This window comes from Serratia sp. 2C06 (assembly GCF_050037615.1).
In the GTDB taxonomy this organism is placed as follows: domain Bacteria; phylum Pseudomonadota; class Gammaproteobacteria; order Enterobacterales; family Enterobacteriaceae; genus Serratia; species Serratia ureilytica.
The window spans coordinates 5005408-5017946 of record NZ_CP188299.1 but is presented as its reverse complement, the minus strand read 5'-3'; the positions used below and the strand labels follow the sequence as shown (position 1 = coordinate 5017946).

At 53.3% G+C, this 12539-nt stretch carries 8 protein-coding genes; 6 read left to right on the top strand and 2 right to left on the bottom strand.

The window, feature by feature from the left end; genetic code table 11:
• Position 1 precedes the first annotated feature (1 nt).
• Positions 2-1378 carry an exodeoxyribonuclease VII large subunit gene (gene xseA, locus ACP3TA_RS24470; RefSeq protein ID WP_197823044.1) on the bottom strand — a complete coding sequence of 459 codons (1377 nt, stop codon included), beginning with the start codon at positions 1376-1378 and terminating at the stop codon, positions 2-4.
• 170 nt (positions 1379-1548) lie between these two features.
• Between xseA and guaB the strand changes: the two genes are divergently transcribed.
• The 4 genes from guaB to ACP3TA_RS24450 all read left to right on the top strand — a co-directional run bounded on the left by guaB (position 1549) and on the right by ACP3TA_RS24450 (position 8349).
• The gene (gene guaB / locus ACP3TA_RS24465) at positions 1549-3012 is read left to right on the top strand and encodes an IMP dehydrogenase (protein ID WP_004941460.1); all 1464 of its coding nucleotides are present in this window, start codon (positions 1549-1551) and stop codon (positions 3010-3012) included.
• A 103-nt stretch (positions 3013-3115) separates the two neighbouring features.
• Complete coding sequence (gene guaA, locus ACP3TA_RS24460; protein WP_021504498.1) at positions 3116-4693, top strand: glutamine-hydrolyzing GMP synthase; 1578 nt, start codon at positions 3116-3118, stop codon at positions 4691-4693.
• 1098 nt (positions 4694-5791) lie between these two features.
• Entirely contained in the window at positions 5792-6595 is an 804-nt protein-coding gene (locus tag ACP3TA_RS24455) for a helix-turn-helix domain-containing protein (RefSeq protein WP_033644341.1), read from the top strand.
• Positions 6596-6723: 128 nt separating this feature from the next.
• Positions 6724-8349, top strand: coding sequence for a cholesterol oxidase substrate-binding domain-containing protein (locus tag ACP3TA_RS24450; RefSeq protein ID WP_047574026.1), 1626 nt, complete (start codon positions 6724-6726; stop codon positions 8347-8349).
• Between the two features lie 77 nt (positions 8350-8426).
• Here ACP3TA_RS24450 and ACP3TA_RS24445 read toward each other — a convergent pair whose 3' ends face one another.
• Positions 8427-8744: a hypothetical protein gene (locus ACP3TA_RS24445; protein WP_079007635.1), complete on the bottom strand. Its 318-nt coding sequence runs from the start codon at positions 8742-8744 to the stop codon at positions 8427-8429.
• Positions 8745-9046: 302 nt separating this feature from the next.
• Here ACP3TA_RS24445 and ACP3TA_RS24440 point away from each other — a divergent pair, with 302 nt between their 5' ends.
• Positions 9047-10342: an HlyD family secretion protein gene (locus tag ACP3TA_RS24440; protein ID WP_406875281.1), complete on the top strand. Its 1296-nt coding sequence runs from the start codon at positions 9047-9049 to the stop codon at positions 10340-10342.
• Positions 10335-12449 carry a peptidase domain-containing ABC transporter gene (locus ACP3TA_RS24435; protein WP_033644081.1) on the top strand — a complete coding sequence of 705 codons (2115 nt, stop codon included), beginning with the start codon at positions 10335-10337 and terminating at the stop codon, positions 12447-12449. Before ACP3TA_RS24440 ends, ACP3TA_RS24435 begins: the two co-directional genes overlap by 8 nt.
• Positions 12450-12539 lie beyond the last annotated feature (90 nt).

Here is a 12539-nt window from a genome sequence, read left to right as displayed (position 1 = left end):
CTTACTCGGCCGCGCGCTTCTTGCGCGGCTTTTTGGCGACGGTGATGGTTTTCACCTCGCTTTCCACCCAGCCATCCTGCAGGCGGGTTTTCAGCAGCTCGCCGACCTGCGCCTGCTTGGTGGTTTTCAGCAGCTCGCCGCGCGGAGTTTGCGTCACGCTGTAGCCGCGCGCCAGCGTCGCCAGCGGGCTGACGGTCTCCAGCTGGCTGCACGCCACGCCGAAACGCTGGCGGTAGGCGTTGAGCTGGCGCTCCATCGCCTGCTGCAGACGGTATTCCTGCTGCTGCACGCGCTGTTGGTAGCGGTGAATGCGGCCCTGCGGCTGCACCTGCGCCAGCCGCTGCTGGACGCGTTCGCTGCGGCGGGCGGCCAGGCGCAGCTGCTGCTGCATGCCGTCTTCCATTCGGCGCTGCAGCTTGAACAGCAGCGTCTGCTGGCGCGCCAGGCGCAGATGCGGATGCTGCTGCTGTAAACGGTGATGAATTCGGGTGAACTGCTGCTGACGCTGCGCCAGGTAGTAATCCATCGCCATCTCCAGCCGCTGCTGCTGCGACTGCAGCTGGCGCAACAGCTCGAGCTGATTGCGGCTCACCAGTTCGGCGGCGGCGGAAGGGGTCGGCGCCCGCAGGTCGGCGACGAAGTCGGCGATGGTGACGTCGGTTTCATGGCCGACGGCGCTGACGATCGGAATGCGGCTGGCGAAGATCGCCCGCGCCACGCGTTCTTCGTTGAAGCTCCACAGATCCTCCAGCGAACCGCCGCCGCGGCCGACGATCAGCACGTCGCATTCATCGCGGCGGTTGGCGGTCTCGATGGCGCGCACGATCTGCATCGGCGCTTCCGCGCCCTGCACCGAGGTGGGGTAGATGACGATCGGCAGCGACGGATCGCGCCGCTGCAATACCTGCAGGATATCGTGCAGCGCCGCGCCGCTGGCGGAGGTGATCACCCCGACGCGTTTGGCCGGGGCGGGCAGCGGCTGCTTGAACTGCTGATCGAACAGCCCTTCGGCGCTCAGGCGCTGTTTCAACTGCTCGAACTGTTGCTGCAGCAGGCCGTCGCCGGCGGGCTGCATGCTCTCGGCGATCAGCTGGTAGTCGCCGCGCGGTTCATACAGCGTGATGCTGGCGCGCACCAAGACCTGCTGGCCGTTTTGCGGCCGGAAGGTGACGCGGCGATTGCTGTTGCGGAACATCGCGCAGCGCACCTGGGCGCGGTCGTCTTTCAGGGTGAAATACCAGTGGCCGGAGGCGGGCTGGGAGAGGTTGGAGATCTCGGCGGAGAGCCAAATCTGCCCCATTTCCATTTCCAGCAGTTGGCGAACCGTCTGATTCAGGCGGCTTACGGTAAAAATGGAAGGCGAAACAGGTAGCGACATGTGACCCAGATCAAATTTCAAAACAATCACTTAATTGGTCGATACTACATGGCTGAAAAAGGTAATCAAGACTTTTTGTAAGAAAGTGCTGGAGGCAACCGATTCCGCTCTGTATAATGCCGCGGCAATATTTTATCTTTTTCACAGCCCACCCTGGTGAGATATTGCCCATGCTACGTATCGCTAAAGAAGCTCTGACGTTTGACGACGTCCTCCTGGTTCCAGCCCACTCCACGGTTCTGCCTAACACCGCAGAGCTCGGCACTCAACTGACCAAAACCATCCGCCTGAACATCCCTATGCTGTCCGCAGCCATGGATACCGTTACCGAATCCGGCCTGGCCATAGCGCTGGCGCAGGAAGGCGGCCTGGGCTTCATCCACAAAAACATGTCCATCGAGCGCCAGGCTGAAGAAGTCAGCCGCGTGAAAAAACATGAAAGCGGCGTAGTCACCGACCCGCAGACCGTTACCCCGGCCACCACGCTGCAGGAAGTGAAAGAGCTGACCGCGCGCAACGGCTTCGCCGGTTATCCGGTCGTCACCGAAGACAACGAGCTGGTCGGCATCATTACCGGCCGCGACGTGCGCTTCGTGACCGATCTGACTCAGCCGGTGACTGCGGTGATGACGCCGAAAGATCGCCTGGTCACCGTGAAAGAAGGTGAAGCGCGCGACGTGGTGCTGCAGAAGATGCACGAAAAGCGCGTAGAAAAAGCGCTGGTGGTGGACGACAGCTTCCACCTGCTGGGCATGATCACCGTTAAAGACTTCCAGAAAGCGGAACGTAAGCCGAACGCCTGTAAAGACGAGCACGGCCGTCTGCGCGTGGGCGCGGCGGTCGGCGCCGGCGCCGGCAACGAAGAGCGCGTTGATGCGCTGGTGGCGGCAGGCGTTGACGTTCTGCTGATCGACTCCTCGCACGGCCACTCCGAAGGCGTGTTGCAGCGCATCCGCGAAACCCGCGCCAAATACCCGGATCTGCAGATCGTCGGCGGCAACGTCGCGACCGCGGCGGGCGCCAAAGCGCTGGCTGAAGCCGGCGTGAGCGCGGTGAAAGTGGGTATCGGCCCTGGCTCCATCTGTACCACCCGCATCGTGACCGGCGTAGGCGTACCGCAGATCACCGCCATCGCCGACGCGGTGGAAGCGCTGGAAGGCACCGGTATTCCGGTTATCGCCGACGGCGGCATCCGCTTCTCCGGCGATATCGCCAAAGCGATCGCCGCGGGCGCCTCTTGCGTGATGGTCGGCTCCATGCTGGCGGGTACCGAAGAATCTCCGGGCGAAATCGAGCTGTATCAGGGGCGCTCGTTCAAATCTTACCGCGGCATGGGCTCGCTGGGCGCGATGTCCAAAGGCTCTTCCGACCGTTACTTCCAGACCGATAACGCCGCCGACAAACTGGTGCCGGAAGGTATCGAAGGCCGCGTGGCCTATAAAGGCATGCTGAAAGCCATCGTGCACCAGCAGATGGGCGGCCTGCGCTCCTGCATGGGCCTGACCGGCTGCGCCACCATCGACGATCTGCGCACCAAGGCGGAGTTCGTGCGCATCAGCGGCGCCGGCATTCAGGAAAGCCACGTGCACGACGTGACCATCACCAAAGAGTCGCCGAACTACCGCATGGGCTGATGCCTTAACCTCTCCTGAGTGAGAGGCCGGGGTGGGGCGCTAAGCCCCATCCCGAAAACATACATTTTCGCTCTTTTTCTCTTGTTGCTGGAATTCGCCTCACATGACACAAAATATCCATAAGCATCGCATCCTCATACTGGACTTCGGTTCGCAATACACCCAACTGGTCGCCCGCCGCGTGCGCGAAATCGGCGTTTACTGCGAACTGTGGGCCTGGGACGTTAGCGAAGAGCAGATCCGCGAATTCAACCCAAGCGGCATCATCCTGTCCGGCGGCCCGGAAAGCACCACCGAAGCCGGCAGCCCGCGCGCCCCTGACTACGTGTTCAACGCCGGCGTGCCGGTGCTGGGCGTGTGCTACGGCATGCAGACCATGGCGATGCAGCTGGGTGGCCATGTGCAGGGCTCCAACGAACGCGAGTTCGGCTACGCGCAGGTGGAAATCGTCAACGAGAGCGCGCTGCTGCGCGACATCGAAGACGCCATCAGCCCGGCCGGCAAACCGCTGCTGGACGTGTGGATGAGCCACGGCGACAAAGTGACCGCGATCCCGTCCGACTTCGTGACCGTCGCCAGCACCGATACCTGCCCGTTCGCCATTATGGCCAACGAAGAAAAACGCTTCTACGGCGTGCAGTTCCACCCGGAAGTGACCCACACCCGTCAGGGCCAGCGCATGCTGGAGCGCTTCGTACTGGACATCTGCCAGTGTGAGGCCCTGTGGACGCCGGCGACCATCATCGAAGATGCGGTTGAGCGCATCCGCGAGCAGGTGGGTGAAGACCACGTGATCCTCGGCCTGTCCGGCGGCGTTGACTCCTCCGTGACCGCGATGCTGCTGCACCGCGCCATCGGCAAGCGTCTGACCTGCGTGTTCGTCGACAACGGCCTGCTGCGCTTGAACGAAGCCAAGCAGGTGATGGAAATGTTCGGCGACCACTTCGGCCTGAACATCGTGCACGTCGAGGCGGAAAACCGCTTCCTGACCGCGCTGGCGGGCGTCGACGAGCCGGAAGCCAAGCGTAAAATCATCGGCCGCGTGTTCGTTGAAGTGTTCGACGAAGAAGCCTGCAAGCAAGAGCAGGTGAAATGGCTGGCGCAGGGCACCATCTACCCGGACGTAATTGAATCCGCCGCTTCCGCCACCGGCAAAGCGCACGTGATCAAGTCGCACCACAACGTGGGCGGCCTGCCGAAAGAGATGAAGCTGGGCCTGGTCGAGCCGCTGAAAGAGCTGTTCAAAGACGAAGTGCGCAAAATTGGCCTGGAACTGGGCCTGCCGTACGACATGCTGTACCGTCACCCGTTCCCGGGCCCGGGGCTGGGCGTGCGCGTGCTGGGCGAAGTGAAGAAAGAGTACTGCGATCTGCTGCGCCGCGCCGACGCCATCTTCATCGAAGAGCTGCACAAAGCCGATCTGTACAACAAAGTCAGCCAGGCGTTCACCGTGTTCCTGCCGGTGCGCTCGGTCGGCGTGATGGGCGACGGCCGCAAATACGACTGGGTGGTCTCCCTGCGTGCGGTGGAAACCATCGACTTCATGACCGCGCACTGGGCGCATCTGCCGTATGACTTCCTCGGCCGCGTGTCCAACCGCATCATCAACGAAGTGGACGGCATCTCCCGCGTGGTGTACGACATCAGCGGCAAGCCGCCGGCGACGATCGAGTGGGAGTAATCCCGCGTCCGGCGTAGGCTGGCGTCAGTGAACCGCACATGAGAACCAAACCCGCTTAACGGCGGGTTTTTTTATGCCTGATGTTTGGCGCCCTGTGCCGTAGACGGCCTCCGATCCGCAAGAGGGCTGGGTTGAGAGAGGCGTGAATGGAGAGGACAGCCCGCACGGAGCCGCCTGCGCTTTGCTTACGGCTCATTTCCTGAGGCGCTGCGTTTCCCATCTCGGCTTTGCGCCTATCCGCAGAACGGTATTCTGCAACCACGCGCACTTCGCCGGTGCGATGATGTCGTCGGATAACGGGGCTTTATTCACCGTATCCGCCGGGCCGCGGCATAATGAATTGCCGTATTGAGGCGCGTCGACTCATCGGCATCGGGCGATGGCGTAGCTAATTAATCCTCTGCGAAAATAAAAGGACTCCGTGCGCCCTTTTATGGGATTTTTCTGAAAGACTTGGTCTGACGAATAAATATATCAGAAGGATGCGATGAATTAGTCTATTTCTTATTTTATAAATCTTTCCTTCTGTTTTTATTGAGGAAATCAGCGGTTTTATTGTATTTAATAACCCTTCTCAATGGCGATTCCTACGTTTTATCGGCATTCATTGCTTGGAGTTGAAATTCTAATTATATGATTTTTCTTGTCTTTTAATTATTGTCGTAACATAAAGTGCGAACTGTGTAATTATCTGGCATTTGATATTTTCTAAGCTATCTACATAGGCTACTCTAAATGTAAGGGTATTAAAATGCACCGCCGAGAGGGAGGCAAACGATTTATCAACGGATGCCAGGATATGCTTTCTTTTGACTGCTTAGTTGCACAACGTCAGGATGGATATTGGTCAAGATGAAAGAGACAGGAAAAGCCTTCACCAGGGAAAAGCTTTATAAGAATTATACCAATAACGTCACAAGGAGGATGTCTACCCAAAAAGAAGTATCTCTCTGTCAATCAATTATAAAAGGTTCATCGTTTTTCACATTCTAATCCTAATTGCATGATTGCGGCAGCGCTTTGTTTTTCATTTTAATGGATAAAAGCCCAATGAGCAGGTTGTCTGAGGGTGGGTTTTGTTAGGGCATGGATGTCATTATGAGTTACCAGCATAGTATTGTGGTCGAGCTAGTTAATTTGATCGAGATGAATATACAGCATGATCTCTCGATAGAAAAGTTATCGGATTTGTCTGGTTATTCGAAATGGCACTTGCAAAGAATGTTTCAGCGTTATACGGGAATGAAAATAGCGACGTATATCAGAAATAGGCGTCTGAGCAAGTCTGCCGTCATGCTCAAACAGTCTGATTTAAAAGTATTGGAAGTGGCTACTGCTATCGGCTTTAGCTCCCAGCAGGCTTTTAGCCGCGCCTTTCAACGCTTTTTCGGTGAAAGCCCAAAGGACTTTAGAACGAGCCAGGAATGGGACTTTTCCAAACATCTCCCTCCCTTTTTAATACAAAATCCGTCAGCATATCATTTTATCGAAATGCCCAAGAACATATACCTGCTTAAGGGATATAAGTTTTTTCTCTATCATTCAATGAATGCTTCCAGCTCTGGAGGAGAGGAACGACAGAAATACGGCAGCCGCACAGGGAAAAATACCGATACGTCAATGCGCACGGTAAAGTTGGCTTCATCCGGTTGGGAAGTAACGCTCAGCAAAGGGTACTACGAGACACGCAATCTGACGTTGATAAGAGGGCAGTATTTATTGTTCGAGTTTAACGGCAGGTTGAACGAATATCTGGTTTTTTTTGACAGCATCTATGACGCCTATCTTCCTTTGCTTGGCGTGCGAATAAGAAACGGCTTTTTAATTGAGTTGCATAAAGAAAAGAATTTTCAATACGCGGAAATTAACGTCAAGGTGTTGATTTATATTGGCAAGTCTTGACGCTCTTCGGGCAGTAAAACAGAGGGATTATCCCAAGGAAAAGGAGGTGCTTATCAGGGTGATTAATTAGCGCTCGGGCTGTTGCCGTTTTTATCTCTATCTATTTTAATTTTAAAAGGAAGTCAGTTATGACTGGTTCTAGTTTGAACACGTTCCCTGTGGGCTATGAGTATGTCAATTTTGTTAATTGGTCAAAAGAAATCTCCGGCAATCATATTCTGACCTGCTATCCACAAAATACGGATGAGCTCTTGGCCGTAATTAACTGGGCGCATGAGAATAAATATTGCGTGCGTCCGGTTGGCATCAAGCACAACTGGTCCCCGCTCGTTATTGCAAACGGGGAGGATAACAGCAATGTCGTGCTGATCGACCTCACCAGGAAATTCAAAAACATCTCAATCAATAAAGTGGGAGAGCATGGATACGTCACCGCGCAAACGGGGGTGACAATGCAGGCTTTGCTCACTGAATTAGAAAAAAAGAAACTCGGCTTTTACGCGACGCCGGCGCCTGGCGATCTGACCCTGGGCGGCGTGCTCGCCATCGGCGGCCATGGAACCTGCATCCCGGCAAAAGATGAGCCTCTGGCTGAGTTTGCCAGCTTTGGTTCCGTGAGCAATAGCGTGGTGTCGCTAAAAGCTGTCGTCTGGGATCAGGCGCGGTCGAAGTATGAATTAAAGGAGTTTACGCGTGATAATGCGGAGAGCTCGGCATTCCTGGTGCATGTCGGCCGGGCTTTTATCAGCGAAGTGACGCTGCAGGTGCCGCGCAACCGGCGTTTACGCTGTCAAAGTTATGTTAATGTCACTGCGGCGGATCTTTTTTCCACTGCGAGCACGACAAAAAATACCTTCAGCCATTTCTTGGATCTGTGCGGGCGCGTTGAAGTCATCTGGTTCCCGTTCACGGAAAAACCATGGCTGAAAGTGTGGAAGCAAGAAGACAGCTTCCCAAAAGTGTCAAAACCGGTTAATGGTCCATTTAACTATCCGTTCTCGGATAATTTGCCGGTTAAAATTTCCGATATCATTAAAAAAATCAATAATGGCCACCCGGAGCTGACCCCGACACTCGGCAAGGCGCAGATGGAGTTGGTCAGCATTGGTTTAGGGGCCACCGTGTCGGCGGATCTGTGGGGGTGGAGCAAGGATCTGCTGTTGTATGTGAAGCCGACAACGCTGCGCGTGACGGCCAATGGTTACGCGATAATCACGAAGCGGAGCAATATTCAAAACGTATTGCACGATTTCACGAAAAAATATGAAGAAATGGTGGCCGATTACCAGCGCAAGAATTCATTTCCGATGAATGGCCCGATTGAAATTCGCGTCACCGGATTGGACAGTGCAAAAGAGAGCGCGGTGGCCAATGCCATTGCTCCCGATCTTTCGGCTATTCGTCCCGTTGAATCCCATCCGGAATGGGATGTCGCGATCTGGTTGGATATTCTGACCATGCCCGATACGCCGGATGCCAATAAATTCTACAGTGAAATGGAAAAATGGATTTTTAGCCACTATGCGGGCGACTATGCGACGGTTCGCGTAGAGTGGAGTAAAGGCTGGGGTTATACGTCACAGGCCGCGTGGCAGGATAAAACCGTACTCGAAGAAAACATTCCGCGCAGCTTTAATGCCGGGGCAGGGAACAATGACAGTTGGAATCATGCCTGCAACGTGCTGAATAAGTACGATCCGCACAACGTGTTCTCCTCTCCATTGACCAAAGCGGTTTTCAAACAGAAGAGTTAGTGAGTGCGTAATTGAAATAACCACCTGATTGGGCAGGTGGTTAGCATCATTAACCTTTCAGAGGGAGCCGCTTGTTTTCAAGCACCCCATTCTTTCTCGTAATGATATTCGATACGGCTTGCATCCCCGCCCAGCAGGGAGCCTACGGCTGCAACGCTTTTAAATGCCGCATAGCCAAGCGAGTCCGCGACATTATGAACGGCGCCCAAGCCAAAACCGATCGCGTTGAACCCTTGGCCTACGGAAGAGATCAATCGGGTATTAAGCGCATCATTGGCCAATTTTACGGTATCAATGATAACATCGCCGGCAAATCCTGATACAAAGCTTGCCGTATCGGAAATAATCCCCGCACCAGAAACGATTTCGATCTCTGCAGTATTTAGCTCTTTCATAGTAAATCCTTTCAACTTTATCCCTATACCTCAGGAACGAAACGTAAAGCGTTTCGCCGCTTAATTCTCGCAGCCTCTGTGAATGACGGCTTGATGAGAATACGCTTAGATTAAAGAGGTCGGCGTTGAAATATGCAACTCATAACGCCGTCGCTAATATTAGGGTCGCACTTTTTGTGACGTTTCAGCAGTTTTGTGTTTTTTTAAGATTATTATTACTTGTGGGTTTTGCCAACAAAGACTAAATCTAAATAAGCGCCGTGTTGGGCCAGGGAAAAGATAAAAATGAACGGTGTCGTTATATATGGAGCGGTCAGAATTTGTTTAGGGAAGAGGCCTTATCGCACAGTCGTTCTAAATGGGCAGGAAAAGCATTGTTAATTGCAGGGTTGCCGGCCTGGGTCATCGCGGGCATTTCACTTTCATTCGTTTCTGTGCTGATCATTTTCGTGACCTATGGCGGTTATACCCGGCGTATCAGCGTGGGCGGAGAGGTCACGACGCTGCCAAGATCGGTCAATATATTTGCTACTCAGCAGGGATTCATTGCACAACGCTTTGTCAATGTGGGCGATCAGGTAAAAAAAGGGCAGCATCTTTATCAGATAGACGTCAGCAGGGTGACGGATTCCGGCACCGTCAGCGCAAGCACGCGGCAGGCGATAGAAAATCAACTGGCGCAGGTCGATAGCATCATCGCCAAATTGGAGGCGAACAAGAAAACGACCCTGGTCAATCTGCAAGCGCAGATTGACCAATATAAACTGGCGCACAGCCAGTCCAAACAGATGGTCGAGAATTCACGCAACGGCGTTAACTTCATGCGCGAAACCATGAAAAATTACGATGAGTATCGCAGTAAGGGGCTCATTAATCGGGATCAGCTGAATAACCAGGTTTACCTCTACTATCAGCAGCAGAGTACGTTCCACAGTCTCTATAACCAAAGCATTCAAGAGTCTTTGCAGATAACTAACCTGAATAGCGATCTCGCGACAAGAGCGTCCGATTTCGATAATCAAATCTCACAATATCAATTTCAGCGCAATGATCTCCTGCGGCAGCTGGCCGAAGCGGACGCCAGCGGCTCGTTGATTGTCAATGCGCCGGCGGACGGGCGCGTTGAATCGCTCAGCGTGACGCCTGGGCAAATGGTCAATACGGGAGACAGCCTGGCGCAATTAATCCCCAGTAATCATGCCATCTATTATTTGGTTTTATGGTTGCCCAACAGCAGCGTGCCTTACGTGAGCCGAGGCGATCACATCAACGTTCGCTATGACGCCTTCCCGTATGAAAAATTTGGTCAGTTTCCCGGCGTGATCGAAAGCATCGCTTATGTTCCCGCATCGATTCAGGAAATGTCCACTTACAGCAGTTCGCCAACTCGACAATCGGCTGAACTGGTTGAGTCGTACTACAAAGTGCTGGTGGCTATCGATAACACGCAATTCGGCTATCAGGGAAAGAAGCTGAACCTTTCAAGCGGCATGAAGGCGCAAGCCACGCTTTTCCTGGAGAAAAGACCCATCTACCAATGGATGTTCGCGCCATTTTATGACATGAAAAACAGTGTGTCGGGGCCACTTCGTGAATAAAGTTTATGAGAATATCGTTGGCAAGCTGAACCTGTCGCTCAGAAGAAAAGTGCCGCAGGTCTTGCAAACGGAGGCCGCCGAATGCGGGCTGGCCAGTTTAGCGATGGTGTGCGGCTATTACGGCATGCACATCGATATGCTGTCGATGCGCCAGAAGTTTGATATCTCGGCCCGCGGCGCCACCCTGAGCTCGCTGATCGCGATCGCCGAGAATCTCAATTTGAAAACGCGGGCTCTATCCTTGAGCCTGGATGAGATTCACCAGGTGAAAAGGCCCTGCATATTGCACTGGGATATGAATCACTTTGTGGTCCTGGTCAACATTCGCGGTGGGCGGATAACCCTGCACGATCCGGCATTTGGCCGCCGGGTTATCGGCCTGCAGGAGTTTTCCCTTCATTTTACCGGAATCGCTTTAGAGGTATGGCCAAGCAGTGAATTCACGCCTGTGGTGCAGAAAAATCGCCTGCACTTTAGGAAACTGCTCAGCAATGTCACCGGTCTTAAAAGCGCGCTGGTAAAAATTTTCGCTCTGTCGCTGGTCATTGAGGCCGTCAACCTGCTGATGCCCGTCGGGACTCAGTTGGTGATGGACCACGTCATCCAGGCCGGCGACCATAATTTATTGGTCATTATTTGCGTCGGTTTACTGTTTTTTATCTTGTTCCGCACCTGCGTTTCGATGTTTCGCTCGTGGATCTCCATCGTGATGGGCGCGCTGATCGATATACAGTGGAAATCAGGGCTGTTTGATCATCTGATGAAGCTCCCGCTTGCCTATTTTGAAAAGCGCAAGCTGGGTGATATTCAATCGCGCTTTGGCTCGTTGGACGCCATTCGCACCACGTTTACCACCAGTATCGTTTCCAGCATCATTGATGGCATCATGTCGGTCGGCGTATTTATCATGATGTTCATGTACGGTGGCTGGCTGGTGTGGGTAGCCTCCGGCTTTACGGTCTTATATGTTCTGCTGCGCCTTTCGACCTATCGCTATTATCGGCAAGCGTCCGAGGAGCAATTGGTGAAGTCGGCGAAAGCCAGCTCACATTTTATGGAGACGCTGTACAGCATCGCGACGCTGAAGTCGTTGGGGTTGGCGGGAACGCGTTCGCAATTCTGGTTAAATTTAAATATCGATACGGCAAACGCCAATATTCGGGTGACGAAGCTCGATATGTTCTTTGGCGGCGTGAATGCGTTTCTTGCGGCCTGCGATCAAATCGTTATCTTGTGGTTGGGCGCGTCTTTAGTGATCGACAGTCAAATGACATTAGGCATGTTTGTCGCTTTTAATGCCTATCGGGGGCAATTCTCCGATCGCGCGTCAAATCTTATCGATATGGTCATTCGGCTGCGAATGCTGAATTTGCATAATGAAAGGCTGGCGGACATCGTGCTTTCTACGACAGAGGAAGAAAAGCCCTATCGCAAGATATGCAATCCCAACGAGGCGGTGACTTTTGAAGTGCGCGATCTGCTTTATCAATATGATAGCCTTTCGCGCCCAGTGATCCCCGGACTCAGCCTGCAGATCGCGGCGGGAGAAAGCGTGGCGATCGTCGGGCCTTCAGGCGTCGGCAAAACCACGTTGATGAAGCTGATGTGCGGGCTGTTGGAACCGACGGAAGGGCGTTTGTTTATCAACGGCATTAACATTCATGATATCGGCATTAATAATTATCGGGAGTGCATCGCATGTGTATTGCAAGAAGATAAACTGCTTGCCGGTTCAATTGCCGAGAACATATGCAGTTTTGATGCTCATCCCGATACGGAGTTTATCGTTGAATGCGCCAAGCATTGCAATATTCACGACGATATTATGAAAATGCCGATGGGATATGAAACGTTGGTGGGCGAATTGGGGGGGAGCCTTTCCGGCGGGCAAAAACAGCGGGTGCTTATCGCCCGCGCGTTGTATCGAAGGCCCAGTATTCTGTTTATGGACGAAGCCACCAGTCATTTGGATCTGGACAATGAAAAAAGGGTGAACGAAGCCATATCCTCGTTGAAAATGACCCGCGTTATCATTGCTCATCGGCCATCGACGATTGCATCGGCAGATCGGGTAATTACTTTGCAGCCTGTAAATGCAATGGCGTAATTGTTTGATGAAATATAAAATTTTATATTTATTTCATCTTTAATTAAGATTTTCGTTATTGAGTTAATTTATCGAGCACCTTATACCTAA

Excerpts from the sequence above, each read along its gene's own strand:
- ACP3TA_RS24455 (WP_033644341.1), top strand. The coding sequence starts at position 5,792 with ATGAGTTACCAGCATAGTATTGTGGTCGAGCTAGTTAATTTGATCGAG.
- guaA (WP_021504498.1), top strand. The coding sequence starts at position 3,116 with ATGACACAAAATATCCATAAGCATCGCATCCTCATACTGGACTTCGGT.
- guaB (WP_004941460.1), top strand. The coding sequence starts at position 1,549 with ATGCTACGTATCGCTAAAGAAGCTCTGACGTTTGACGACGTCCTCCTG.
- xseA (WP_197823044.1), bottom strand. The coding sequence starts at position 1,378 with ATGTCGCTACCTGTTTCGCCTTCCATTTTTACCGTAAGCCGCCTGAAT.
- ACP3TA_RS24450 (WP_047574026.1), top strand. The coding sequence starts at position 6,724 with ATGACTGGTTCTAGTTTGAACACGTTCCCTGTGGGCTATGAGTATGTC.
- ACP3TA_RS24445 (WP_079007635.1), bottom strand. The coding sequence starts at position 8,744 with ATGAAAGAGCTAAATACTGCAGAGATCGAAATCGTTTCTGGTGCGGGG.